General features: G+C 34.0%; 24 protein-coding genes. 13 read left to right on the top strand and 11 right to left on the bottom strand.

What is annotated here, in order from left to right:
* The first annotated feature begins 25 nt into the window (after positions 1–25).
* From AC07N0_RS07520 to AC07N0_RS07500, 5 genes are all read left to right on the top strand, one after another.
* Complete coding sequence (locus AC07N0_RS07520; protein ID WP_492801911.1) at positions 26–508, top strand: hypothetical protein; 483 nt, start codon at positions 26–28, stop codon at positions 506–508.
* Positions 509–943: 435 nt separating this feature from the next.
* Positions 944–2,116, top strand: coding sequence for a pyridoxal phosphate-dependent aminotransferase (locus AC07N0_RS07515; RefSeq protein WP_494588697.1), 1,173 nt, complete (start codon positions 944–946; stop codon positions 2,114–2,116).
* A 65-nt stretch (positions 2,117–2,181) separates the two neighbouring features.
* A complete protein-coding gene (locus AC07N0_RS07510; protein ID WP_494588696.1) occupies positions 2,182–3,726 on the top strand; it encodes a flavin monoamine oxidase family protein in 1,545 nt (514 codons plus the stop codon).
* 29 nt (positions 3,727–3,755) lie between these two features.
* Positions 3,756–4,709 (top strand): Hint domain-containing protein, encoded by a 954-nt coding sequence (locus AC07N0_RS07505; protein WP_494588695.1) that lies wholly within the window; start codon positions 3,756–3,758, stop codon positions 4,707–4,709.
* A gap of 263 nt (positions 4,710–4,972) precedes the next feature.
* The gene (locus tag AC07N0_RS07500) at positions 4,973–5,557 is read left to right on the top strand and encodes a DUF4136 domain-containing protein (RefSeq protein ID WP_494588694.1); all 585 of its coding nucleotides are present in this window, start codon (positions 4,973–4,975) and stop codon (positions 5,555–5,557) included.
* A gap of 25 nt (positions 5,558–5,582) precedes the next feature.
* On the opposite strand, the gene AC07N0_RS07495 is transcribed toward AC07N0_RS07500, so the two are convergent.
* The 5 genes from AC07N0_RS07495 to AC07N0_RS07475 all read right to left on the bottom strand — a co-directional run bounded on the left by AC07N0_RS07495 (position 5,583) and on the right by AC07N0_RS07475 (position 12,373).
* Positions 5,583–6,560 (bottom strand): GSCFA domain-containing protein, encoded by a 978-nt coding sequence (locus AC07N0_RS07495; RefSeq protein ID WP_494588693.1) that lies wholly within the window; start codon positions 6,558–6,560, stop codon positions 5,583–5,585.
* Positions 6,561–6,567: 7 nt separating this feature from the next.
* A complete protein-coding gene (locus AC07N0_RS07490) occupies positions 6,568–7,431 on the bottom strand; it encodes a DUF4249 domain-containing protein (RefSeq protein ID WP_492801903.1) in 864 nt (287 codons plus the stop codon).
* A 59-nt stretch (positions 7,432–7,490) separates the two neighbouring features.
* Positions 7,491–10,340: a TonB-dependent receptor gene (locus AC07N0_RS07485; RefSeq protein ID WP_492801901.1), complete on the bottom strand. Its 2,850-nt coding sequence runs from the start codon at positions 10,338–10,340 to the stop codon at positions 7,491–7,493.
* Positions 10,341–10,501: 161 nt separating this feature from the next.
* On the bottom strand, positions 10,502–11,215 hold the full coding sequence (locus AC07N0_RS07480; protein WP_492801899.1) for a LytR/AlgR family response regulator transcription factor: 714 nt from the start codon (positions 11,213–11,215) through the stop codon (positions 10,502–10,504).
* 105 nt (positions 11,216–11,320) lie between these two features.
* Positions 11,321–12,373 carry a sensor histidine kinase gene (locus tag AC07N0_RS07475; protein ID WP_494588692.1) on the bottom strand — a complete coding sequence of 351 codons (1,053 nt, stop codon included), beginning with the start codon at positions 12,371–12,373 and terminating at the stop codon, positions 11,321–11,323.
* Between the two features lie 195 nt (positions 12,374–12,568).
* On the opposite strand from AC07N0_RS07475, the gene AC07N0_RS07470 reads away from it, so the two are divergent.
* The 3 genes from AC07N0_RS07470 to AC07N0_RS07460 are packed head-to-tail and all read left to right on the top strand — an operon-like array spanning position 12,569 to position 13,418.
* The gene (locus AC07N0_RS07470) at positions 12,569–12,844 is read left to right on the top strand and encodes a YHS domain-containing protein (protein WP_494588691.1); all 276 of its coding nucleotides are present in this window, start codon (positions 12,569–12,571) and stop codon (positions 12,842–12,844) included.
* 46 nt (positions 12,845–12,890) lie between these two features.
* Positions 12,891–13,091, top strand: a complete 201-nt coding sequence (locus AC07N0_RS07465) for a hypothetical protein (protein ID WP_494588690.1) — start codon at positions 12,891–12,893, stop codon at positions 13,089–13,091.
* Positions 13,092–13,133: 42 nt separating this feature from the next.
* Positions 13,134–13,418, top strand: a complete 285-nt coding sequence (locus AC07N0_RS07460; protein WP_494588689.1) for an addiction module toxin RelE — start codon at positions 13,134–13,136, stop codon at positions 13,416–13,418.
* A 63-nt stretch (positions 13,419–13,481) separates the two neighbouring features.
* Here the strand turns inward: AC07N0_RS07460 and AC07N0_RS07455 are convergent, their stop codons facing one another.
* The gene (locus AC07N0_RS07455; protein ID WP_492803652.1) at positions 13,482–14,672 is read right to left on the bottom strand and encodes a Gfo/Idh/MocA family protein; all 1,191 of its coding nucleotides are present in this window, start codon (positions 14,670–14,672) and stop codon (positions 13,482–13,484) included.
* Between the two features lie 261 nt (positions 14,673–14,933).
* On the opposite strand from AC07N0_RS07455, the gene AC07N0_RS07450 reads away from it, so the two are divergent.
* The 5 genes from AC07N0_RS07450 to AC07N0_RS07430 all read left to right on the top strand — a co-directional run bounded on the left by AC07N0_RS07450 (position 14,934) and on the right by AC07N0_RS07430 (position 18,484).
* Positions 14,934–16,151, top strand: coding sequence for an MFS transporter (locus tag AC07N0_RS07450; protein ID WP_323246362.1), 1,218 nt, complete (start codon positions 14,934–14,936; stop codon positions 16,149–16,151).
* A gap of 216 nt (positions 16,152–16,367) precedes the next feature.
* Complete coding sequence (locus tag AC07N0_RS07445; RefSeq protein WP_494588688.1) at positions 16,368–17,141, top strand: alpha/beta fold hydrolase; 774 nt, start codon at positions 16,368–16,370, stop codon at positions 17,139–17,141.
* 136 nt (positions 17,142–17,277) lie between these two features.
* Entirely contained in the window at positions 17,278–17,757 is a 480-nt protein-coding gene (ispF, locus tag AC07N0_RS07440; RefSeq protein WP_492801891.1) for a 2-C-methyl-D-erythritol 2,4-cyclodiphosphate synthase, read from the top strand.
* An 87-nt stretch (positions 17,758–17,844) separates the two neighbouring features.
* The gene (locus tag AC07N0_RS07435) at positions 17,845–18,048 is read left to right on the top strand and encodes a DUF8507 family protein (RefSeq protein WP_494588687.1); all 204 of its coding nucleotides are present in this window, start codon (positions 17,845–17,847) and stop codon (positions 18,046–18,048) included.
* 106 nt (positions 18,049–18,154) lie between these two features.
* Positions 18,155–18,484, top strand: coding sequence for a PIN domain-containing protein (locus AC07N0_RS07430; RefSeq protein ID WP_494588686.1), 330 nt, complete (start codon positions 18,155–18,157; stop codon positions 18,482–18,484).
* Positions 18,485–18,573: 89 nt separating this feature from the next.
* Here AC07N0_RS07430 and AC07N0_RS07425 read toward each other — a convergent pair whose 3' ends face one another.
* The 5 genes from AC07N0_RS07425 to AC07N0_RS07405 all read right to left on the bottom strand — a co-directional run bounded on the left by AC07N0_RS07425 (position 18,574) and on the right by AC07N0_RS07405 (position 25,321).
* A complete protein-coding gene (locus tag AC07N0_RS07425; protein ID WP_494588685.1) occupies positions 18,574–18,933 on the bottom strand; it encodes a bleomycin resistance protein in 360 nt (119 codons plus the stop codon).
* A gap of 50 nt (positions 18,934–18,983) precedes the next feature.
* Positions 18,984–19,460 carry a hypothetical protein gene (locus AC07N0_RS07420; protein ID WP_494588684.1) on the bottom strand — a complete coding sequence of 159 codons (477 nt, stop codon included), beginning with the start codon at positions 19,458–19,460 and terminating at the stop codon, positions 18,984–18,986.
* A gap of 170 nt (positions 19,461–19,630) precedes the next feature.
* Positions 19,631–22,555, bottom strand: a complete 2,925-nt coding sequence (locus tag AC07N0_RS07415) for an HD domain-containing protein (RefSeq protein ID WP_494588683.1) — start codon at positions 22,553–22,555, stop codon at positions 19,631–19,633.
* A gap of 97 nt (positions 22,556–22,652) precedes the next feature.
* Positions 22,653–23,198 (bottom strand): GNAT family N-acetyltransferase, encoded by a 546-nt coding sequence (locus tag AC07N0_RS07410; protein WP_494588682.1) that lies wholly within the window; start codon positions 23,196–23,198, stop codon positions 22,653–22,655.
* Positions 23,199–23,251: 53 nt separating this feature from the next.
* Positions 23,252–25,321, bottom strand: coding sequence for a ComEA family DNA-binding protein (locus AC07N0_RS07405; protein ID WP_494588681.1), 2,070 nt, complete (start codon positions 25,319–25,321; stop codon positions 23,252–23,254).
* Positions 25,322–25,387 lie beyond the last annotated feature (66 nt).

The raw sequence follows: 25,387 nt of genomic DNA, 5'->3' as shown, positions 1-25,387 counted from the left end.
AATTAAACATTAAATTAGAACAATCATGAAACACATAGATAAATTACCCCCAATTATTCTAATAGCTCTTTTTGCATTGTTAACGATGGTATCTTGTAAAAACGTAGACGACCCTTTTGTACCAAGAGTCGTATCTCCTGTTTTAGTAGCTATTGATGGAACTGCCCCTGGAGATTTTGCTACCGAGCCAACCATTAGCTATACCAAAACTGGAAATGTGGTTTTATCAGCAAGAATCCTTGAATTAGATAAGACCAATCTTTTAGATTATAAAAAAGGAATTGACTCGCTTCCTGTAGCCAATACTAAAATCACCATCACTTTGCGTAATACTGGCGCTGTAGTGGCCGAGCTAACAACAGATGCCAAAGGTAAAATAAGTGTTGAGAAAACTTGGTTAGCCTTAGGGCTTTCTGCACCAGCATCTGGCAACAGTATTCCTCTCAATTGGAGTGGTAGTTACAAAGGTCAGTCCTTTACACGTCTGTCAAGAGCATCCGTTAAATAACAAAACGTACCAAGAAAGTCTATAGGCTGAAGTCGTGAATATTATTTTTGTACAACATTTTTTACATAAATGAGTGTTTCTCTCTATTTAAATAAAAACTTATTTTATGTACTTTTGCAAAGTAATTTAAATAATTAGTAATTTTATCACCGAAAAGAGAAGTATTTTTAAATATATTATCATTTATCAATACATTTTTAAACGAAAAAATTACCGAAATCAATTTTGATTTTAAAAACTTTAAATTACCTTTAAATAAAAATAGTACAACAATCATACTTCATCAACTTATATAAATCAATTTCCGAATTCTACGGGGCTAATCACCCCGTAGGAGTTCAGATAATTTTCTTGTAGCGTTTTAATTGAGTATTGTAATAAGCTTTATTAACTTCATCATTAAATCAATTCATTCACTCTTAAACGTTGTGTGAAATGTCATCGAATCTGAATCGCCGTAACTGGCTTAAAAAAAGTCTTTTTGCAACTGCTGGTTTAAGTACAGCCAGTGCATTCATCCAAAAAGCTGCTGCTAACCCTGTAGTTAGACAAGAACTACAATATAGCCTTCTCCCTGAGTTTTTACTAGAACAAGAATATTCTAATATACCTGTACCTGCCAAAAGGCTTGTTAGATTAAGTGCTAACGAAAACCCTTGGGGGCCATCAGAAAAAACAAGACAAGCATTAATAGGTGCCATCGGTGATTCAAACCGATATGCTTTCAAACTTCGTGGTGATTTAATCAAAGCAATTGCCGAAAAAGAAGGTGTTCCTGAAAATTATATTTTATTAGGTGCTGGTTCTTCAGAGTTACTTACCGCTTCTTTAGTTGCTTATGGGCAAAAAGGAAAGATTCTGGTTGGTGACCCTTGCTATATCTCAGGCAATGAAGAAAGAGTACCTATGGAAAAAGTACCCTTGACCAAAGATTATCAATACGATTTAGATGCTACGGCTGCTAGAATTAATGGTTCTCAAAGCTTGGTATATGTTACCAATCCTAATAATCCCATTGGAGCGGTACTCCCTTCTGAATCATTCAGTGCTTTCATTGATAAGGTTTCAGACAAAATCACTGTTCTTTCAGATGAAGCCTATATTGATTACGCCAAAGACCCTAAAACAGCATCAATGATTCCCGCTGTAAAAGCAGGTAAAAATGTTTTAGTGTTGCGCACGATGTCAAAGCTATATGCTTTTGCAGGCTTACGTTGTGGTTATGCGATTGCTAAACCAGAGATTCTGAAAATGATTCAACCATACTGCTCTGGTGGTTTTGACATGTCTGTTCCTTCTTTTGCCGCAGCCATTGCCGCATTTAAAGATACAGAGTTTCAACAATTGACTTTAAAGAATACTGAGGAGTCAAAACAATACTTGTATTCATTCTTAACCAAAGCTGGATATACATACATACCGTCATCTGCCAATTTCGTGATTTTCCCTTTAAAAATGAAAGGCTCTGATATGCTTTCAAAAATGGCAGCAGAAGGTGTCATGCTTAGAAAATGGGAATTTGAGCGTCAACATTGGTGCAGGGTTTCAATCGGAACTATGGACGAAATGAAGGCATTTGCCGACGCCTTTACCAAGGTTATTTCTTAGTTCTGTAATTCCTTGTGAAATCGCATTAAATATCCCTTTCACAAGGAATTACTAATTTGCGACAGATGACAAGAAGAGATTTTATCGAAAAAACTGGCTCGGCCAGTTACCTAACCATGCTCGGCTTCGGCTTAATACCTGAAGCCAATGCAAAGCCACTTAATTTACAGCGAAATAAGGCTAATAAAAAGATTGTTATTTTAGGTGCTGGTTTAGCTGGAATGTCAAGTGCTTATGAATTAATAAAATTAGGATACGATGTCACCATTTTAGAAGCAAGAAGTCGCCCAGGAGGAAGAGTTTGGACAGTAAGAGGGGAAACGACAGAAACTGAGATTGGAGGCACCACACAGGTTTGTAAGTTCGATAAAGGTCTTTATTATAATGGTGGAGCGGCCAGAATTCCACATAATCATACGCTTTCTTTACATTATTGCCGTGAATTTAATATCCCCTTGGAGATATTCATGAACGTAAATGAAGGAGCTTATTATTATTCAGAAGGAACTGGTAAATTATCAAACAAACCCATTAAAATAAGGGAGATTCATGCTGACGTGCGTGGATATACTTACGAATTGTTATCAAAGTCAATTGATAAAAAAGCACTCGACGAAGAAGTAACCAAAGAAGACCTTGAAAAATTAAGTGCATACTTAAAAGAAGAGGGCGATTTGGATATTATGAAGAAGTACAAAGGTTCTGAACGGCATGGATATAAACGTCAAGGTGGATACGGAGAACAAACTCCAGAATTAGCCTCACCACATTTATTGCATGATATTATTGAATCGGGGCTTTTTCATCCTGCTTTTTCAAATATTGGTGAATATACTTTCAATCAACAGCCCGTCATGTTACAACCTGTTGGTGGAATGGATGCTTTGCCTTATGCTTTTGCCAAACGATTAGAAGGTAAAATTCAATTTCAGGCTGAGGTGCAAGAAATAAGAAAAACTTCGCCCGGTGTTAAAATTGTTTACAAAGACAAAACGGGTACTGTTAAAGAAATATTAGGCGATTACTGTATTTGTACAATCCCTTTGCGTATTTTAAAAGGTATTACGTCTGATTTATCATCGGATATTCGTAGAGCGGCTGATTTTGTACCTTATATGAATACTGGTAAAATCGGATTACAATTTAAAAGGAGATTCTGGGAGGAAGACGATAACATATTCGGAGGAATTTCTAAAACCAATATGGATATCACACAAATTTTTTATCCTTCTTATAATTTTATGGGTAAAAAAGGAGTGTTAAAAGGTTATTACAACTTTCACGATAGGGCATTAAGAATGGGAAACCTAAGCTTAGCCGATAGAGAGAAAGCAGCCTTAGAACAAGGTGGAAAAATTCACCCACAGTACAAAACTGAATTTGAAAACTCATTTTCATTAGCCTGGCAAAAAATTAATTATTCAAAAGGAGGATGGGCAGAATACAGCGACTCAGCTAGAAAACGCTTCTACCCTTCCCTCATTAAGCCAGATGATGAAATTTATTTAGCAGGTGAACACACTTCTCACCTTACAGCTTGGATGGCTGGTGCTTTAGAGTCAGCAAATTCGGTAGTAACACAAATTCATAAACGAGTTAACGGAGCTTAGGTTTCTGTTTCGTAAAACAAGATTTCAGCATGAAGAAAATTATATATTTTATAACCTTACTTTGTTTATCAATTAGCGTTTTCGCACAAGAAGGCGAAAAAATGGGTATTAAACTAAGCGAATTTGAAGCAGTAAAGAAAATTGTTATCAAAAACTTAGACAAGGATACTTATGTAAAGGATGGTAATTTTATTTTAGATAACAGTACTTCTCCGTATATTTTTAAATTCTCGGATGGCTTAGAAAGAAGAATTTATTTGTACAAAGTTTTAGAAGTAGCTGGCATGAAAGAAATTGCCAATTTAATGATTTTTACAACCCCAAAAGACGGAAAGAAAATCAGTTTGGTTGTCCCTAATCCATTAGCAGAAAAAGAAACGTGGGGTAAATATATTGATGATTTGAAAGATGGCGAAAAATCAGTTTCAGGATTTTCATCATGTGTTGCGTTCGTTTTAGCCAAAGAGTTCTCGGGCGTTGCTGGAGAAAAAGGCAAAGAAGAGGACAAATACGAGTACTGCTTTCCTGCGGAAGCAAAAGTAACAATGGCTAATGGAGAAATCAAAAACATTAGCGAAGTGAAAGATGGCGATTTTGTGACATCATATAATATCAACAAAAAGATAGCTGAGCCTACTATTGTTCAAAAAGTTGATATTCACGAGAACAGCGAATTTGATATTGTAAAGGTATTATTGGTAGATCCAAGTGAGATGATTACGGCATCCGTTTCAGTAAAGTATCGATTAAAAGAACTTGAAGCCACAGCTAATCACCCTATTTTTACTGAAAATGGCAAAACAACAATTGCTGATTTAAAAGTAGGTCAAAGTGTATTTGTTTACGACAATGAAACTAGAAAGTTCAAGAAGTTTAACGTATTTATTACCAAAGCTGGAACTAGAAAAGTAAACAAAGTTTATAATTTAATTACAGAGAAAAATAGTTATCTGGTAAACTCAGTAGTAGTTTTAAAGAAATAAAAATATTTAATTTTTTGAGATTGTTTTTGGATATTTCCGTAAATCCTTTCTCCTTTGGGGAAGGGATTTATTTTTTTTATAACCCCCTCAGAATAAAATACTTACAAAAATCACATTGTAAATTATAGAATTATTAAAGCTAAAATTTGTGATTAAAATTCAATTAGTTAAAAAAAAAGTAAATAAAGTTATATTTTAAATATTTTTTCTACTACATTTGTAGAGGCTTAAACGCCAATATCCAAAAACAATCTTAAAAATTAATGAAACGCATAGTTGTTACAACATTCATTGTTGGACTTCTTGCTACTTCATGCACTCGGGAAGTAATACAAGTGAAAGCCAATAACGACTTTCATGAAATAAATACCGAAAATCGTTCTTTTGCGATAGTTCAAGAAGTGAGTCGCCCACAGGAATCAAAGTCATCGTTAAACGAAATGGTGATTAAAGAAGAGATAGAAAAGCAGATGGCTATACGAGGCTATACAGAAAGCGATAACGCAGATGTGTTAGTTTCTTATGCTGTTTATGATAAAAATCTCAGTATGCAAGATGTTAAGAAAGTATATATAAATACTTCTTTACAGCACGAAACACTTGATGTATATCGAAAAAGCTTGAATAATGGCACATTAATCATTACGATGATTGATAAAAATTCAAATAAAGTTTTTTGGATGGGCTATGCTTCTAAAATTTTGAAATCAAACAAATCTTTAGCTAATAGAGATTTAAAAAATATTACCAGAGCAATTTTTGATAATTATAGAGTAACCGCCAATAATTATTTGGCAAAAACAATTAACTATCCTCTTATACAATACCATTTAACAATGAAGCTCTGAAAACCTCGATTCTATCGAGGTTTTTTTATTTTTGGGCTATTCGCTCTTTCACTAACTCAATCTCGCCTGATACATCAACTGTTGAGCTTATTCGGGTTAAATCTGATAAAAGATTGCTTAGAAATTTCTGATGAGCATCTGATTGTTCATTGAACGGACGATGTGCGAGTCTTTTTTTAATTTGAGTCCATTCTGCTACGAATAATTTTAATTTATCGTCAAAATAAGTGTCTGCGAATTTTTCAAAAATGTATTGCTCTGCTACTTCATTAGGATGAATTAAATCTGCTTTATAAAAGCGATAATCACGCAAATCATCCATCATTATTTCATAAGATGGGAAGTATTCAACATCGCTATAATCTGTCGTTAGATAATGACAAGCTGCACGCAAAATAGATTTTGAAACCTGATTTTCGGGAATACCATCTTTTGTATGCCTTACTGGCGAAACCGTGAGAATGATTCTCAGATTCGGATTCGTCTCTTTCAGTTGCTTATAAAGTATCGCAAAACTTTTACATATATCTTTTACGCTTAGTAAGTCCTTTTCAAAATATTTGCTTGGCATTTTATGGCAATTAGCTACATAAGCAGGATATTCCAAAAGCTTGTATATAAAAGCTGTTCCGAAGGTAATAATCAGGAAATCGGTATGAAGTAATTGATTAGATATGCCCTTAAGTTGTTCGTTGATACTATCCCTTAGCACGTCCTTAGATTCAGCAAAGAATTGTGAATGAAAATCGTAATGAAACCAAGTTTTTTGATGCTCGACAAACAGTCGTTCGTCGACAAATTGATAATCTGGAGAGAGGATTTTAAAAATCGAAAGAGGGTTAAATAATGTCCCCAGTGGGTTAACTTCGATTTTAATCTTATTATTTTTCAATTGATTCCCAACTACATCGGCAAAGCAAGAGCCTAGCGTGATTAACTGGGAATCAATTGAAATTTTATTTTGTACAACTGGAATAGTAAATGTTGTCCGAAATTCAGCCATGTATAGCTTATTTTTGTTTTACTGTAAATGCCAATGTATCTGCATTTACTCCAGTAAAGATACCTAGTCCATTTGTAATGGTGGTAGGTGGCGTACTAATATTTTGTGAAGTACTTCCTGTGCTATTGTACAAAGCAGCATAATCTGGGTTTACTTTCAATAATACAAGATTGTGTTTACCAAAATATTGAAACTGCTGAGAACGCAACTGTGTTGAAGTTCCTTGTACAGGCTGACTTCTGAAACGTCTTGTCAAATCATTAAAACTAGTTGTAGTGGGCAAAGTAATAATCAACACAGGACTAGCTTCAATGTTATCCACTACCACAAAATGGTAATCGCTATTTGGGTTACTCCATGATAAATTCACATCTTCATTCCCATCTACAAAACCTCCACCAAAGCCTCCGCCAGATGATAAGTTCAGTTTAGTTCTTGCAATTGATGTAATATCCGTTTTGAAACCAACAGGTTTTGTAGGAATAATTGTACTAGCTGTTACAGCATTGCCATTATAAGTGAATGACAAATTGTAAGTAACTCCTACTTTTAATTTCACGGTTGAATCAGATTTGTATACCCCTGCACCATTAGAAGTTAATGAATAAGTATTGGTACCATCCGAAATTTTGATATTTAATCCATTAATTGGCGCCTCCGTATTTGAGGTATCTTCGTTATAAGCAATTTCTTTTTTCACAGATAAAGAAATTGGCTTACCTGCTACTAAATACGCTTCAACAACGGGTCTTGCACCACCTTCGATAAAGTTGGAATCTTTATCACAAGCCACAATCCCTAACAAAGAAGCAAAGATTATGATGGCCAAAAGGTTATTTTTTGATGATATAAATTTGATATATGATTTCATTTGTCGTTTTTAATTTAGCCTCTTTGTCTTCAAGATTTACGAGACAAAGAAAATCTTATTTACTTAAACTTATAGCTAAAAGTAAGATTCGGAGTAAAGCCCAAATAATTTACATCAGTGATAGACAAGTATTTATTACCTGTAGTTTCGTCTGTAACAGTTTGGTATTTTTTGTACCAAACGTTTGTTCTTCCATAAACGTTGAACACTGAAAGACCAATACTACCATGTCCAAAATTATAGGTAGCTGATACATCTAAACGGTGTGATGCTGGTAAGCGATTACCATTAGTGATAGATGGGTCTGTAAAGTCTTTTTCTGTTCCGTCAAGTAATTTTACTGTATATCCTCCTACAATTGAAGTATAAGGTTTTCCTGAAGCATAAATCCAAGTAGCGGCTAAATCCCAACGTCCCAATTTATAAATATTGACAGACTTAAATTCATGTCTTACGTCAAAGTTTGAAGGGAATGAGTTAGCAGAAAACTGAGCAATGTATTTATCCGAATGAGCAAAAGTATAACCTACCCAACCGGTATAGTCACCGAATTTCTTTTGAACCAAAAAGTCGATACCTTTTACTTTACCAGTACCGTTAAAGAATGTTTCGTTAGCAATTAAACCACGACCAATCTGTGGTGCAAAACGAAGCGTATAACGCGTATCATTCTGAATATCTTTGTAATATCCTTCAACATCAAACAGGTAATCATTCAATTCATAACTCAACCCAAAAATATAATGTGTTGAAGAGGTAACGGGCAAGTAAGAATCATTAGCCAACACCCAGAAATTGCGGCTACCATTAGAAATATCTTCTCTTTCAACCTGCTTAGCAAATTGATAATAAACACCCCAAGCTCCTTTGAATTTCAAACGATCATTTACAGAATAAGTACCAGATAATCTTGGTTCAAAATAGTTTTTACCAGTAACATCAAAATAGTTAGCTCTAATACCTCCTTTTAAAACAAGTTTGTTATCAAATAATTTTAATTGGTCTTGCAAGTACGCTGTTAACAAACTTCCTTTATCGTTTTTAGCGATAATAACTGTCGTATCATTTTGGCTATTTGAGTATTGAATGTTCAGCCTTGTAGCTTGGATACCAAAAGCCAACTGATTGCTCTTAGAAGTGTTGTATTCAATATCAGTTTTAGCAGAGAAGTCTTTTAAGTCATTACTTTCGATAGAACCAAATTTAACGGTAGTCGTTTCATTATTTCTTACAAAAGTATTTTCACTTGTGTTATCTCTTCCACTGAAGAAGTTAGAATAACTAATCAAGGTATTTGTATAGAATTTATCACTCCATTTTTTAGACCATTTCAAACTTGTTCCTGTATTGCCCCATTTAGAAAGGTCGGTGTTATTAAAACCACCTCCGCCACCTCCACCAAATGGTAAGCCTAAATTCTGAGAGTTATCTAAATAATCTTCTCCATTATAGATACTCAAACTTATATTTTCATTCTCTGATGGTTTAAAAGTTATTTTACCATTTAAGTCATAAAAATATGATGTAGCGGTTTGCGCACTCTGTGCACTTCTGAAACCTCCGCCAAAGCCACCGCCTTGTGTAGTGGTAGTACTTGAGTTAAAGGTATTAAAGATTTTATTATACAAAGGACCCGCCCATGAACGACGACCTGCTACTGAAAAAGTTATCTTTTTATCTTTAGTAACTGGACCTTCCGCCCATACGTTTGCACTGATTAAGCTTAAATCTCCACCGAAGTTAAATTCTCTTTTGTTACCATCTTTACTGGTAATTTCTACTACCGATGAAATTCTTCCTCCAAATTTGGCATCAAAACCACCTTTATAAAGCTGAACATCTTTGATTGGGTTTGAGTTGAAAGCCGAGAAGAATCCGTAAAGGTGATCTACATAATAAACGGTAAATCCATCATAAAGCACAAGGTTTTGATCGGGCGTACCACCACGTACATACAAACCAGAAGAAGACTGGTTGGCAGCACTAATCCCTGGCATTAATTGGAAAGAACGGAAAATATCTTTTTCTCCAACGTTTGGTAATTTAGCAATATTACGGGGAGTCATTTTAAACATACCGATGGTTTCAGCAGCTTTCAACACCTCTGTTTTTTCACCTTTTACAACTACTTCATCTAATTCTGTATTATCTGGCTCCATTTCGATGGTAATACCACTAATAGGCGCATCTGGAACAAGTTTAATTGTAGTAGTTACATAACCAATATAACTCAAAATTAATGTAGTCGTATCTGTCGGAACTTTCAAGAGTGTAAAATAACCATCCACGTTGGTTTGTGTACCCGTTTTCTTACTCTTAATCATGATATTCACGAAAGGAAGCGGTTCAGCAGAACGTGCATCAAGGATTTTACCTGTGAAGGTAAAGTCAAATTTAGTAGCTGGTTTTAACGCAACCTGACGACGAGTTGTTTGTGGAATAGCTTCAATCGCAGGGCGATTAACAGAAAGCTGAGGAGTCGTACCGTTTGTACTTGGAGCTGTTATACCAGCATCAGCAATAGCAGGTGCAGGTACTGCCGAGTTACCACCATAGTAAGTACCACTGTTATAGCTACTCTTTACATACACCTTCTGTGTTTTAGGAACAATATGCACTAATTGGTTATCATCCACATAGAATTTCAGACCCGATCCTTTTAAAAGTCCTCTCATTCCAGTTTCCAATGTCATATTATCAAACCAGTAACTTGCATATAAACCTTTAATTTTAGTGGGGTCATAAATAAATTTAGCGCCTGATTTTGCTTCTAAGTCTGCTAGAATTTCAGCTAAGGGGCGATTATTATAGAATTCATCTTTGATAGTAATCCCAGTAGTTGTTGTAACCTGCGAAAATACCTTCACTGAGAATAGTATTAAAGTGGTTAATAGAAAAAGTTTTTTCATGAAATACAGTTGGTTAATCCGAAGTACAAAGTTAGGGCAATCTTCTCATAAATTGCCACATACTTAAGAATACATCAAATAGACCTCTATTATTGTGAAATAGTTGCGTTAAAAATTGTTAAAAGCCTATGATTTGATATGAAATCGAGAAATGTGTATACTTATTGACCTATGATTTTGAAAAAGCCTTCAGAATAACTTTCGCTGATTGGAATTTGAGCATTGCCAATTTTAATCTTTAAATTTCTGATAGATTCTATTTTATCAAGTGAAACAATAAAAGATTTGTGTACTCTAAAACAATCGGGAGTAGGCAATTTCTCCTCGATGGCTTTCATCGTCATTCTTGTTACGATGGGCTTGGTGGAAGTAGAAATGTAGATTTTAATATAGTCTTTTAAACCTTCAATATATGTGATTTCTGATACCCTGATTTTTACTAGCGAATAATCTGCATTCACAAAAATGGCAGAGATTTTATCTTCATGAATTTCTTCTGCAATCTGAGGCTTATTTTTTAAAGTATATAGTTCAAAAGCTTTATTGACAGCCTTTAGAAATCTCTCAAAATCAATTGGTTTTAAGAGGTAATCTACTACATCTAACTCAAAGCCCTCTAATGCATACTGTTTATAGGCCGTTACAAAAATCACCATCGGCTTATTTTTCAGGCTATGTAAAAACTGCACACCAGTGATGCCTGGCATTTGTATATCCAAGAATATTAAGTCTATTTCTTCATTTTGCACAACTTCGATGGCATCAAAAGCATTTTTACAACGTTTTACCAATTTCAAAAATGGTACTTTGTTGATATTATCCTCGAGTAAATCAAGGGCTAGATTTTCATCATCTACGGCAATACAATTAAGCATAAGCAATTTTATTTAGTACAAGCTTTATCCTAAAATAGGATTAAATCATGTCTTATCTAACATCAAAGATACTCTTTTTGTTGATTGTAACATTACAAAAACTAATTAAGCCTCATCATCTTTACGAATAATGATGAGTTTTATTTTGTAATAATCGGCTTCGTCTTTAATAATTAATTGATGATTCTCTGGATAAAGTAACTCTAATCTTCGTTTTACGTTGGTTAGACCAATACCCGAAGCATCATCCTTTTTTTCCTGAAATTGACGATTCACCTTATTGCTTACTTCAAATGTTAGGCTATTCTTTTCAGTGGTCAATACAATATCAATGGTTGGGTTGAGAATCATGCCTACTCCATGTTTAAATGAATTCTCTACAAATGGAATCAATAACATGGGTTCTATCGTTTGATTTTTATCTAATTCACCCACCTGAAAATTAATAGCAATATCGTCTCCAAAGCGTAATTGTTGTAGTTCAATATAAGCTCTGAGGTATTGATATTCTCTTTCTAAGGTGACCATAGCATCATCAGATTCATATAGCATATAGCGCATCAAATCTGATAGCTTTACGACTACAGGTTCTACTTTTTCTGGTTTTCTTCTTGAGAGTGAAACAATACTATTTAATACATTAAAAATAAAATGTGGGCTAATTTGAGAGCGTAAAAAGGATAGTTCAGATTTTAGCCTTTCGTTTTCTTGCTCTTTCTTAGACTTTTCGTCTTCCATGCTATCTGATACTATTCGATACGACGTACTGATGGCAAGAAAGAAAAGTAGTTGAAAGGTAAAACCCGTTTTGGGCATTGTGCGTGCATTAAAAAAGGTATTTTTGATAATTCCGTTTAGAAAAAACACCGCAGCTATCAAACAAACAATAGAAAGCAAATACCATCCTACTCCTTTGATTTTTAAAATCTTTGGAATCAAAAAATTACTATTCAGGTAAAAAAATGGAATATTCAATAATGTAAACACCGCAAAGAAAATAGTAATAGATACTTTGGGTGGTGGTGGCGGACGGTGAATAATTGCCCGAGCAGGTTCAGTATTTTGTGCTTGAAGTATAAACGGTAATGCCAGCATAAAAGCCCAAAAAGCAATATGAAGAAATATAATTTGATATTTTGATAAATTATTTTTGGTCATTTTAGACATTCATTTATTAGCAATTACTCCTTAAAAAAGCCTTATGAAAGAGAGACTTAGACAAATTTAATTAAAGATAAACTGTTAAAAAATATAATGGTATATTCCGTAAATTTGTGCAGACCATTCACCTCATAAAAGCGACCATTGAAAATTAGATATGCTTTTTAGTAAAAACTATAATTAAATACAGCAATGAAGAAATTAATCATCACCGCAATTACTTTTTTAGCGTTTGTCCATAGTGGTTATTCACAAGAAAAGCCAGCAAAAGTTGTTAAAGACCATATTAGTAAGATAAAAAAGGAGGTAGTGTTAGAAGAGGGCAAAGACCCTATTTGTAAAATGCATGTAGAAAAAGATGCCAAACATACTTCTACTTATCAAGGTAAAAAAGTAAGTTTTTGCAGTATAGTTTGCAAGGAAATGTTTGATAAAAAATATGCCTTTAAACCTGTGATTAAACACTAAAACAACATTTTTTGTTATATTTGTTTAGGTTAAAAATGATTTTGATATGACAACAGCATCAGCATTATATGAAGTTTTTAAAACTTTACCGCCCAGTTCAAAAAGGGAATTTGTAGCACTTCTTAATCAAGAAGATTCAAAAAACACTTTTATGGAAAGCCTTGAAAGGGGATTGAAAGAAGTAAAAGCTATTGAAGCAGGTGAAAAAAAAGGGAAGACTCTAAAGCAAATTTTAGATGGCGAATAGCATTATCTATACCGATGAATTTGGACGTGATGTTAAAAAAATTTGAAAAAATTTCCTACTCTTGAAGAAGAGCTCTTAGCATTTGAAGATACACTTATACAAAATCCCTTTTTAGGAACACCTTTAGGATTTGGACTTTATAAAGTGAGACTTGCTACAAAAAGTAAATCAAAGGGGAAAAGTGGAGGATTCAGAGTGATAAATTATCTGATAACAAAAGAAAAGGACAGTATTAAAGTATATGTTTTAAAGATTTATGATAAATCAGAAGAGAGTAATTTAAGAAAAGAAGTTTTAATAAAATTATTGAAATCACTAGACACTTAGAATAATAAAAAACACCGTCCAAAAATTAAGTTTTGGGACGGTGTTTTTTGTTATCCAACAAAACTATACTTCCATTTTAGTCCAAACCGCTCCTCCTGCATTTGATTTCAGAACGGTGTCAATAAATACCATTCCACGCAAACCTTCTTCAATACCCATAAAATCATGGATTTCTGGGTCATATCCAGATGAACTAGCAGATTCTCCTTTTAAGCCCCCTGTGGCATTTTTCTGTGCCTCTTCTCCCCATCTTGCTCTAAGGGCATAGGTAAAGTTTCTGTAAATATTTGCAAACGTTTCGATGTATCCTTCTGGATGACCTGCTGGCTGGCGAGTATGTGCCTGAGCCGCTTTTGAAAGATTACCTACACCAGTACGAAGGATTCTTGAACCATTTTCTTGATTAGTTAAAATCAGCGTGTTAGGGTCCATTTGTTTCCATTTCAAACCTCCGAATTCTCCATATATTCTAATGTTCAAATCGTTCTCTTCACCATTACAGATTTGCGAGTTGTGCAAAATTCCTTTTGCTCCGTTATCAAAACGTAAAAGCATATTGGCGTCATCATCTAGTTGGCGACCTTCCACAAAAATCGTTAAATCAGCACAAATCTCTGTGATTTTTAAGCCTGTGATATATTCAGCTAAATTTTCAGCATGGGTACCGATGTCTCCTACTCCGCCTGCGGCACCGCTTCTTGCAGGGTCAGTTCTCCAAGCAGCCTGTTTTTGACCAGTAGCTTCCACCAATTGTGCTAACCATCCCTGTGGATATTCTACAATTACCTTACGGATTTTACCGATTGCTCCTGCTTTGATTAATTCACGAGCTTCCTTAACCATTGGATAACCCGAATAGTTATGCGTCAACGCATAAATCAATCCCGACTCTTCAATAATATCTTTTAATAAATAAGCTTCTTTTGAATTCAAGGTAGCTGGTTTATCAGATACCACATGAAAACCATTTTCTAGTGCCATTTTAGCAGCAGGAAAATGAACATGGTTTGGGGTAACAATAGAAACAAAGTCCATTCTTTCTCCTTCAGGGAGGGCTTTTTCGGCCAAAATCATTTCTTCAAATGAACCATAAACACGGTCTGGAGAGAGATACAATGCTTCACCCGTAGCTTTTGATTTTACAGGGTCAGAACTAAATGCTCCGCAAACCAATTCAATTTCGCCATCCAATGCCGCTCCACGGCGGTGAACAGCTCCGATGAAAGCTTCTAAGCTTCCACCAATCATACCCATTCTAACTTTTCTTGCCATTTTTCGTATCAATCAGTCGGTAAGTAATTATTTATGAATTTTATTTATCACAAATTTACCGCATAGTATTCTAATTAAATCCTTTCTTGTGATAAAGTAAGTACAAAATTTCATAAAAATACTGATAAGAACTTACAGAGAATCTGGAAAAAAATTCGTTTTTTTGATAGATTTTTCTCTGATGATATTTCACAAAACCAAGATTTCTAATTTATTTAACACTTTTTTAATCCCTAATCAACTATGTCTCAAATCGTTAACCGCGACAAGCTTTTCCTAGGAAGTTGTTTTGCCTTAATAACCACTGCAATGGCTTTCGGTATCCGCGCTGGTGTTCTTACTCAACTTGGTGCAGAATTTCAACTTTCATCACAAGAACTAGGTTACGTAAATCAAATGGCTTTTTTGGGCTTTCCAATCGCTATGATTATTGGTGGTCCTTTATATAATGCACTTGGCCCTAAAAAAATCATCTGGGTAGCCTTCTTTACTCACGTACTTGGTCTGGTTATGACTATTTTTTCTGGTGGTTTCTGGACTTTATTAATCTCAACATTCTTTGTTGGGTTCGGTAACGGAACTGTTGAAGCGGCTTGTAATCCAATGATTTCTGATATGTATGAAGGAAACGAAAAAACGAAAATGTTGAATCGTTTTCACATGTGGTTTCCTGGAGGTATCGTAATCGGAAGTCTTCTTTCTCAATTCATGACTTCTGCTAACATGGGTTGGCAATTACAAATTGGAGCAATTTTGATTCCAGCTGTAGGCTATGCATTCTTATTCTTCGGACAAGCATTTCCTGCTAGTGTAGAAGAAGGTGCGGCATCTACAGGAGAAAACCTAAAATCAATGTTATCGCCACTATACCTTTTCATGCTGGCTTGTATGGCTTTAACAGCTATTTCTGAGTTCGGTCCTGAGCAGTGGATTGGTCCAGTTCTTGGTAAAGCAGGAGCAAGTCCAATGATTATCTTGGCTTTAGTAACAGGATTAATGGCAGTAGGTCGTTATTTTGCTGGCCCTATTGTTCACTCAATCAATCCGACAGGTGTATTATTAGCATCGGCAATCTTCACAACTATCGGTGTAATTTTATTGAGCCAAGCGACAGGTGGAATGGTTTATGTATCTGCTGTAATTTTTGCGGTAGGCGTATGTTATTTCTGGCCAACAATGATTGGCTTTGTAGCTGAGAATTTACCTAGAACTGGAGCATTTGGTCTTTCAATTATGGGTGGTATGGGAATGTTTTCTACTTCTATTTTCCAACCAATCATTGGTTCTTGGATAGATGACGAAAAAGTAAAAGCTGCAGAAGCTGGACTTACTGGCGACATTGCTGAATTAACTGCGGGGCAGGCAACACTTGTCAACATGACGATTTTCCCTGCTATCCTGATTTTTGCATTCATAGGCTTGTATTTCTATATGCGTAAACGTACTCCTGCATATAAATAAAAGTTTTATCGTTATATCAAAAACAAACCCCACAAATACTTGTTATTCTGTGGGGTTTTCTTTGTCATTTTCCCGACTTTTACGTAACAATAAAAGGTTAATATTTATGCATTCATAAATTTGATACTAATGCTAAAAATCGGAAAAAGGTTACTTATTGTCTATCTCACCATTTTTGTCATTTCACAAATATTGTCTTCTTGCTTTAACTTCAAAATGAGTCAACAAGCAATAGATGCATCTTTCTCGGGTTTGAAGAACAAACCAATGCAACATCAAATTGATGTACAAGGAATAAAAATAAATTATGCTGAAATTGGGAATGATAGCCTCCCAGTAGCTTTTTTTGTACATGGTTCTCCGGGTTCATGGACAGCCTTTATTGATTTCATGAAAGACACTTCCCTCTTGAAAAAAGTAAAAATGGTTTCAGTAGATAGAATTGGTTTTGGAGATTCAGAATTTGGACAAGGCGAAAAATCATTACAAAGACAAGTAGCATTATTAAAACCTATTGTAGCACATGAAAAGCGTTTTGGAAAAAAAATCTTCCTAATTGGGCATTCCTTAGGTGGCCCAATAATTGCCCGAATGGCGATGGATTATCCTGAATTGATTGATAACCTTATCATTGTAGCAGGTTCTATCTCGCCAGACTTGGAACCTAATGAGAAATGGTTTAGAGTTCCGATGACATTTAAACCTATTAGTATTTTAATTCCTGCATCTTTTCGTGCTTCTAATGATGAAATCTTATATTTGAAACCAGAATTAGAAAAGATGTTACCTTTGTGGAAAAATATTCGCCAGCCAGTTATTGTAATTCAGGGTGGAAAAGATATGTTGGTCAATCCAAAGAACGCTGATTTTGCTGAGAAAATGTTGGTCAATTCAGCTAAAGTAGATATTGTTAGGATAGATACCATGAATCATTTTGTACCATGGTCGCATCCGTTTTTAATAAAGAATGCCATTTTAAAAGAGTTGTAAAAACAGCTTTGAGCAGTGAGATTTGAGCTATGAGTTTTACTAATACTGATGGCATGACTTAAAGTCATGCCATCAGCTGTGGACAACAAAGTCAAAAGCTCATCTCTCAAAGCTTATAGCTCAAAACTAAAAAGATATGAAATTAAGAGTAGGACAAGGCTATGATGTGCATCGCCTTGAAGAAGGAAGAGTTTTTTGGTTAGGCGGGATTATAGTTCCACATACTCACGGTGCTGTGGGGCATTCGGATGCTGATATTGTTTGCCATGTAATTTGTGATGCTTTATTGGGTGCTGCCAATATGCGAAATATCGGCTATCATTTCTCTGACAAAGACCCTCAATATAAAGGTGTTGATTCTAAAATTTTGGTAAAAAGAGTATTAGAAATGATTCGTGAAGCAGGTTGGGAAGTAAACAATCTTGATGTGACAGTGATTTTACAAGAACCCAAACTGAATCCACATATTCCAGCGATGAAAACCTGTCTAGCAGCAGTAATGAATATACCAGAAGAAGATTTAGCTATCAAGGCGACAACATCCGAACACATTGGCTTTGTAGGGCGTGGTGAAGGTATTGCAGCACAATGTGTGGCTTTGATTTGTAAGGAGTAAATTGATTTGAAACTATTAAACAGAATAAAATGCTGCCATAGACAACTATTTGTAAAAAAGTTTTATTTTAATAAAAATTAATTTACGATGACAGAATCAACAATTAAGCCTCCACTTTCAAATGTTCAATTAGAGCTATTAGAACTCTATGCAACAGGTGTATCCGATGAAACATTATTAGAATTAAACAGAACAATGGCAAAGTTTTTCTTGGATAAAGTGCGTCAATCAGCCGATAAAATTTGGGAAGATAAAGGCTACACAGATGCTCAAATGCAAGCAGTAGATTAGCAGTATGAAGGTAGTATTAGATACAAATGTAATATTAAGAGCTATCTCAAGTAAATCTGAATATGCTATGCTGATTGATGAATTGTATTTATAAAGTTACTCAGCATTGGTAAGTACGGAAATTTTATTGGAATATGAGGAAAAAATAACGCAATTTTTCAATAAGGATGTCGCTAAAAACTTCCTTGACTTCTTAATAATCTTACCAAATGTGGAAAAACTTGAAGTCTTCTTTCAACTTAATATCATTCAGTCTGACGCAGATGATAATAAATTTGTTGATTGTGCTTTTGTTGGAAATGCCCATTATATTGTAACTGACGACAAACATTTTAATATCCTAAAAAAGCTTGACTTCCCTAAAATACCTGTAATTACTGCGAAAAATTTTAAGCAATTATTACTCTCTCTATTTCAAATATTAAGCAAAGCTTGACTTTAGCTATCAAGAGTATTCAACATGTAATAATACCATTATTACTTCGTGATTTGTATTTTTTCTTATTACTTGCAACTACTAAAACATTAATAAATACTCTGCCCAAAAGTAAGCAAATTGTTATCTGGGTCAAGGATTGAAAACTCTTTTTGCCCCCAAGGTTTTAGTGCTAAATGTCCTGCTGGATGGATGCTTGTTTTAGTGTCTAAAAACGTTTGGTACAACTGGTCAATATCATCTGTTCTGATATATACCTGACCATAATTTTCTTTTGGATCTATTTCCTTAAACTCAAAAAAGTGTATTTGAATATTGTCTTTTTGCACCATCAAATATCCCTCAAAATCAGCACTACCAAATTCTTGAAAGCCTAATTGACTTACATAAAAATCCCGTGTAATGGATTTATTACGCATGGGGAGTTTTGGATTGATGTTTGTTAGCATATTTTTAATTGTTGAGTATTTGGAGACAGCGTCTGTATTTTATTTATTTTTCAGCGTTTTTTAGCTTTCGCTTTTTTTCTAATCTGATAGTTTTTATTTGAATCTACGATTGTCGTAATACTATTGTTCTCAATAATTGCATGAAGCGTTCCGTCTGGATTTACAATTGCTTTGGTATTACCATTACCAATAATAATGGTTTGCGTTCCATCAGGATTCTCGATTGTTTTAATAGTCCTGTTGCCAATAACTGTGGGTTGTCTCCTTTGTGGTTTCGTTATTGTTTTAGTAATAGCGTTGTCGTTGTCAATCAGCGTAGAATGCGTTCCATCAGGATTCACGATTGTCTTGATAGTACCTTCGCCAACAACTTGTGAATGCGTTCCATTAGGATTCACGATTATTTTAGTACCACCATTGTCAATAAGTATTGAATGCGTACCGTCTGGATTTACGATAACCTTGTGAGTTTGTGAATATCCTTCAAATGCAAATACCCCAAACAAAATGATTAATATTTTTTTCATAGTCGTTTTTATTGTAAAACTTAAGCATTAAAACTAAGGCGAACTCATCAATACGTGAATACTTTATAACCACTTTGTCCTTGCCATTATGTACGTCTCCACGAATAATTTAAACTATCTTAACAAATTTCGAGCGGGACGCTCTTCCATCTTTTAGGTCTTAGGAGAGCCTAAGACCAGTTGAGAGAATTGAATTGTTCACAAAATTTATCATAAGACTCTGCTATTTCCTTTATTGAGGTATTTTTTTCATAGCGATTATCAAATACCCAATTGATTAATTTCTTATTAACTTCTTTTTTAACAATAACTTCCCCTGCTGTATTTTCAGACCGCAAAAAAGGAGATATCATCTTGGGATACCCTAAAGGAATATAACGAATGTTAGAATCTAAGTAGTAAAGAATCTCACGAACATAAGGTTTGTGAGATTCTTCTTCTAACCTTAGCTTTTCAAAGTCTTTATGGCAAGGGATAACAACTCTTGCAGAAGAAAGGTCACGCTTAAACGATAGTTTCAATATTTCAGTGTAATTACTATCATCCTCAATAGGAAAAACCTTCTCATGCTTGAATATATTTAGACCACTAATTATAGCGTCAGGTGAAAAATTTATTGAAAATGACGTAAAAGTATTTTTCAATTTGAAAAGTAAGAAAAATATTAGTTTAGATGCAATGCTACTACCGCTAACTTTAATCTCCAATTCATCATTTTGTAAATTCAAAATTTCAGGAGCATTACTATAAACACTTGTATCATGATTATAAACTACCTTAATTTTATTTGTACTTGATATAAGTTCCTTCATTGTAAAAAGCCTTTCATCTTCCAATCTAACTTTAAAATCTTCCCACTGATTAAATGATTTTATATCAATTTTTTTACAAATTTCAGAATCTCCATAATAATGCAAAAACATACTTCCTTTTGATTTACTTATATCAGTTTTAAAAATATTATTGAACTGCTTAGTCATTATTCTAAATGTTGCTATCAACCAATTATCATGAAGTTTGTATAAATATTCTGATTTGATTTTATTCCTATTTAAAGTCAACACTTCTGAAGCTTTTTCTTTGTGGATGTTTACATCAAATCCTATAAAATCAAAATTTAAGTTATAATCAACTTTTTGATTTTTGTAATATACATCATTTGTCCACCTGTTTACTACAGATTCTTCTTCGTCGCTGTATATACTCATTTCAAGTGAAGTTTCATCATCAAAATAATCAAATTGTGGACTTGTTGTATTTTCTTTTAATTTAATATCATCCCCATTTAAAGACAAATAAACAGGTATTGAACTTTTACTTGCAAAATCAAATATTTCGTCAAGAATTCTACCTATTTCAATATCAAACGAATCATAGGAAAATGGGTCAAAGTTTTTTACAATTCTATAAGTATTTTTATGATTGAGGCTTACCGAGTAATTATCTGGAATAACCTGTGTTTTGTGGGTAAAAATAATCTTAGAGCCTGGTTTGACTGAATGATTGGTCTTTTCTTTTTTTATTAAAATATTTCCTCCCTTAGAAGAATTAGGACTATTTAGTTCAATGATTTGAAATTCTTCATTTGAAAAGCTTTTAGTTTCAATAGTGACTAAGTCTGTCAACATGAATATACTTTGAAAACCAATACCAAATGTTCCCGATGGTCTCATCCAAAAAGGCATACTTTCAATAATTCTCGTTTTCTCATGGTTTTTTGAAGAACTCCCTGTATTCATTAAAAATTTCAAATCATTATCTGAAATACCTATACCATTATCTTTGATTTTTATTTCCCAATTCTTATAAGCACCAACTAATCCAACTTCTCTAATTTCAACACAAATAGAATAACTCTTAACCATATCTAAAAAATCAGCACTATTGGGGTAAGAAAAATCGCTCACTGCACTATGTTCAAGCCAGATTCTTAGTAAAGTAGCATCTACAGCATTCTGTAAAACCTCACGTACACATTGATATGCACCATCATAAATTCCTGCTCCTTGAAGAAGTGCTAATGCCTTGTCTGTATCAACTGTAAATTGAGGTTTTTTCTTTCCATCTATCAATTCATAGTCTTTTAGTTTCACTTCTAAAGTACCTATTGTTGGTAAATATCCTAATTCTTTTGATGGTACAATTCTATTCCAGCTAATCATTTGACTCTTTATTTCAGAATCTAAATAATTAAACCAATGTTGTGTAATACTTGCGACTTCATAGTCTTTACAATGTGCTGAAATTTCAATTCTTTCTCTATCAACTCTAAAATGTTTAATTGATAAATGTTTTGCTTTATGATTTAATGTGTCAATTGGGATTTTTGTCAGAGTACTCAAAATAACCTCCGAAAATCTGTTGTTATCTAAATCAAGTAAATCTCCAATTCTTAATAAACAAGCAATAAATCTTGGGTGAGCATCCTCAGTATCAATACCAACTTCACAAAATGGTAATGCCATAACGTCTGTAAAATCTTTAGTATGAGATGAACAGATGTTAGAAAGAATTTCAATTATCCTTTGAGGGATGACACCCCTTGGTGATAATAATTGAAACTCACTTGTTGGATTGTTAATTATATGTTTAGATCTATCAGCATGATTCCATCTGAAAAATTCAGCAAGAATATATTTAACGGCATCGTTTGTTTCAAGATTGAATACGTCTGACTTTAATCTAATTTTATTATCAATAATATTAAATTGGCAGGCAAAAGGGTAAAGCCCACTCTTTGTATCATCTATAATCTCTTTAAAAAACTCAATAAACTCAATTGAATTAAGTGCTTGAATCATCTTCTCACTTGATACAACCATACCAATATCATGATTATATGATGCCTCTAACATTAACCAAATGTCAATTGCTGATAGTTTAGTAAAATTTTCTTTCCCTATCACTCTTGCAATATTATTGATGATAGTTATTGAATGAGATTCATCATGAAGGCTATAATGTGGAAAAAGATTTGAAACCGCTTGAAGTGCTACAGGAATAACTTTTTTATCATAATTCCATTGAGCAAATAGAATTGAACTTTGTGTATCTTTTGTTTTTTCATACAAAAGGTCTTCGAGAAATTTTATCATTTTTTTAGATGTTTAATATAATTATTGTTCCACAAGTCTAAGTATTAAGAGATTTTTACTGATGTATGACTTGAAGTCATGCCATCAGTATTTTTTGCTATTCCGTTTCCCTAAACTGCACATACAAATAGTTATCAATCACCTGCCCGTTTTTGATGGATGCTTTTGTTTGAATACTTTCTAATTGATAGCCTGCTTTTTCTAATACTCGCATAGAGGCTTTGTTGTATTCAAATATGCCAGCCCAAATTCTGATGATTTCTGGAAAGTTTTTAAATACGTAATCAGTCATTGCTTTTACTGCTTCAGGCATTATTCCTTTGCCCCAATAGGCTTCTCCTAACCAATAGCCTATTTCAGCACTAATGCGATAAATATCATTGCCTAAAATAATACCAATCCCTCCTACTACCTTTTCTTCAATGACAATCGCTAAAGAATTAGTGGGCTTATCTATCTTTTTATTGGCATCTATCCACCAAACTGCATCATCATGCGCATAAGGATGTGGAAAGGAATCACGCACATTATTAAATATCTTGATATTATTAGCTTGAATCACTAATGATGCTTCGTCCCCATCTTGAAAAGGACGTAATGAAAATGCTTTGCTTTGGTAAATGTATTTTTCCTCTTCGTTCATACAGAATATTTAATAAAAAGCTCATCGCTCAGAGCTCAATCCTTATCGCTATTTTAAAAATGCAACCTTAACTGTACTTTTACTTCTGAGCGATGTGATGCCAAAATTTCTTCTAATCCTGAGCCAAAAGTAGTATCATCTCCTAATAAATCTGTCCTCGCCCAACGAACCCAAGCATCTACATTTCGACTGACTTTGTATTTTGCCAAGAGATAATGCCGAAAACCATGTTCATAATAAGCTGGAAAGGAAAAAGCATAGAGCACATCTTGCTCATAAAAATACTGTCGGTTATCATAATCATCTGTCTTGAAAAAGGCAATCCTACTAGATAATGATAATCGTCCTAAATCAGCATTTACATCCTGTGCAATAGCAAAACCCTGTGTCAAGTTTTGTCCTTCAAACTGAAAAGTACTGAAAGATGCCCTCGTCTGAAACTCCCATATTTTAGACGCCCTATAGTTGATATTCGCCAGCAATGCTCTTTTACTTCTTTCTCTTACTACGGTAATTTCTCTGTTTTTTTCTTTGTCTTTATCCAGATAGGTTTCTGTAATTTTAGTATTCTCTTCTTTGTTCTCCTGCCTGAATTGTAAATAGGCTTGGAGTTTTTTAGAAGGCTGAAAAGTTAGTCTTCCTAAATAATCAAAACCCTTAGTCGGTTGCTTATCGACGAGGTATCTATACCAAGGAAAGTAAAAGTAATCGAAATAAGCCGAGGCCGACCACTTTTTATTAAATGAATGTTTTATCCCTGAATAGATTCCTCGTTCATTAATATTGCGGGAATTTTCGGAAAAACCATTGCCATAAAAACTATGAAAATCTCTATCATAATTTCGTAATAAAACCGATATATCAGTCCGATTGCTTAAGCTTGCTAACACGCCTGTTACAGCACCAATACCACCACTTGTAGAACGAACGGCTTCTCCAAAAAAATTATAATTCTGATAATTATAACTCCAATGAAGACCAGTCAAAAGATTCTCTTGTCCCGAAAACTCATATTGATTATACACTTTATCGGCTTTTACTAGCGGTAAACTAAAATTAGTTTTCAATAAAGTAATCCCAGCTTGAAAAGTATTGGTTTTGTTATTGAAGGTAATATCTCCCCCAAAGTTTTCTTCCATCAACGACCTTTTATCAGCAATTTCAGAAGATGTTCTATGCAAACCTGCTGTTTGTAAGGAAGTGACATAATTGGCGTTAGTATTCTTATCTAAAGCCAAATTAGCATCTCGATTTACTCGTGAATAAAAACCTGTCATTTCAAAAGCTTTGAATTGATAAGTAGCTGCGCCTCCTCTAAAGAAATTGCTTTCCATAACAGATGTATAAGGACGAATACCCAAATGATTCCTACGTGTAGTAAGCACTGTTTCTGAGCCTTTTCCTAAATAAAACCCTGCGGCAGCAATCAATCCTTGACCAAACTGCAATTGATAGTCGCCCAAGTTAATATTTTTCCAATGTCCTTTATTTTGAATTTGAAAGTGAAAGGAAGTAAAATCGGTCAACTGACTTTCGCCTTCGTCTTTTTCGACGGTAAAGCCAGCACTAAAATTCTTTGGCAAAGACACTTTATACCGAGCATATAATTTCATGGGCGAACCTTCATACCTTACTTTACTACGTGAATCAGGCTCTGTAAAGCCTTTCTTTGTTTCTATATATTGAGTATATCTAAGCAATAAGTATTGATTAGCTTTTTGCCAACTATTTTGAAAGTCTTTAATCGATAGTCCATCGGCTTTTACTGTAACGAAAGGTATGAATTTATAAATAGTCGCTAAATCAAAATCTGGAATGGCTTGTAATTCATAAATAGATAGAAACTTTCCTGCTTTGTCACGGTAGTTAAAGAAGGAGTTTAGTTGTTTTTCAGAAAGTATATACAAAGAAGCGAGCTCGGAGCGAGAAACAGTATTTAAATCGAGTGGATTCAGATAATTCTGATAAAGAGATTCAAATAAGTCTTCAGAAATACCATCAACGGGATTGCCAATGATTTCCTGAATAAGGTTGCGAATATTATTTTCTTTAGTAGAATAATCCTGAGCGTTTACATGAGCAGCATAAAGAATGCTTATGAAGAGGAGTAGGAGTTTTTTCATAATAAATCGTTAAAGTGCAGTACAAAAAAATGATGCTTTGAGTAATTATTCTCAAAAGCATCATTT

The organism is Arcicella sp. GW821-FHT09D11, assembly GCF_059416265.1.
The sequence above is the reverse complement of the archived record's forward strand: the minus strand, read 5'-3'. Positions and strand labels throughout refer to the sequence as shown.

What these genes read in the sequence shown, in the direction of transcription:
- AC07N0_RS07405 (WP_494588681.1), bottom strand. Translation starts at nt 25,321, where the DNA reads ATGAAAAAACTCCTACTCCTCTTCATAAGCATTCTTTATGCTGCTCAT.
- AC07N0_RS07450 (WP_323246362.1), top strand. Translation starts at nt 14,934, where the DNA reads ATGTCTCAAATCGTTAACCGCGACAAGCTTTTCCTAGGAAGTTGTTTT.
- AC07N0_RS07420 (WP_494588684.1), bottom strand. Translation starts at nt 19,460, where the DNA reads ATGAAAAAAATATTAATCATTTTGTTTGGGGTATTTGCATTTGAAGGA.
- AC07N0_RS07470 (WP_494588691.1), top strand. Translation starts at nt 12,569, where the DNA reads ATGAAGAAATTAATCATCACCGCAATTACTTTTTTAGCGTTTGTCCAT.
- AC07N0_RS07500 (WP_494588694.1), top strand. Translation starts at nt 4,973, where the DNA reads ATGAAACGCATAGTTGTTACAACATTCATTGTTGGACTTCTTGCTACT.
- AC07N0_RS07465 (WP_494588690.1), top strand. Translation starts at nt 12,891, where the DNA reads ATGACAACAGCATCAGCATTATATGAAGTTTTTAAAACTTTACCGCCC.
- AC07N0_RS07495 (WP_494588693.1), bottom strand. Translation starts at nt 6,560, where the DNA reads ATGGCTGAATTTCGGACAACATTTACTATTCCAGTTGTACAAAATAAA.
- AC07N0_RS07425 (WP_494588685.1), bottom strand. Translation starts at nt 18,933, where the DNA reads ATGCTAACAAACATCAATCCAAAACTCCCCATGCGTAATAAATCCATT.
- AC07N0_RS07480 (WP_492801899.1), bottom strand. Translation starts at nt 11,215, where the DNA reads ATGCTTAATTGTATTGCCGTAGATGATGAAAATCTAGCCCTTGATTTA.
- AC07N0_RS07475 (WP_494588692.1), bottom strand. Translation starts at nt 12,373, where the DNA reads ATGACCAAAAATAATTTATCAAAATATCAAATTATATTTCTTCATATT.
- AC07N0_RS07485 (WP_492801901.1), bottom strand. Translation starts at nt 10,340, where the DNA reads ATGAAAAAACTTTTTCTATTAACCACTTTAATACTATTCTCAGTGAAG.
- AC07N0_RS07410 (WP_494588682.1), bottom strand. Translation starts at nt 23,198, where the DNA reads ATGAACGAAGAGGAAAAATACATTTACCAAAGCAAAGCATTTTCATTA.
- AC07N0_RS07510 (WP_494588696.1), top strand. Translation starts at nt 2,182, where the DNA reads ATGACAAGAAGAGATTTTATCGAAAAAACTGGCTCGGCCAGTTACCTA.
- AC07N0_RS07445 (WP_494588688.1), top strand. Translation starts at nt 16,368, where the DNA reads ATGAGTCAACAAGCAATAGATGCATCTTTCTCGGGTTTGAAGAACAAA.
- AC07N0_RS07490 (WP_492801903.1), bottom strand. Translation starts at nt 7,431, where the DNA reads ATGAAATCATATATCAAATTTATATCATCAAAAAATAACCTTTTGGCC.
- AC07N0_RS07435 (WP_494588687.1), top strand. Translation starts at nt 17,845, where the DNA reads ATGACAGAATCAACAATTAAGCCTCCACTTTCAAATGTTCAATTAGAG.
- AC07N0_RS07455 (WP_492803652.1), bottom strand. Translation starts at nt 14,672, where the DNA reads ATGGGTATGATTGGTGGAAGCTTAGAAGCTTTCATCGGAGCTGTTCAC.
- AC07N0_RS07415 (WP_494588683.1), bottom strand. Translation starts at nt 22,555, where the DNA reads ATGATAAAATTTCTCGAAGACCTTTTGTATGAAAAAACAAAAGATACA.
- ispF (WP_492801891.1), top strand. Translation starts at nt 17,278, where the DNA reads ATGAAATTAAGAGTAGGACAAGGCTATGATGTGCATCGCCTTGAAGAA.
- AC07N0_RS07515 (WP_494588697.1), top strand. Translation starts at nt 944, where the DNA reads ATGTCATCGAATCTGAATCGCCGTAACTGGCTTAAAAAAAGTCTTTTT.
- AC07N0_RS07520 (WP_492801911.1), top strand. Translation starts at nt 26, where the DNA reads ATGAAACACATAGATAAATTACCCCCAATTATTCTAATAGCTCTTTTT.
- AC07N0_RS07505 (WP_494588695.1), top strand. Translation starts at nt 3,756, where the DNA reads ATGAAGAAAATTATATATTTTATAACCTTACTTTGTTTATCAATTAGC.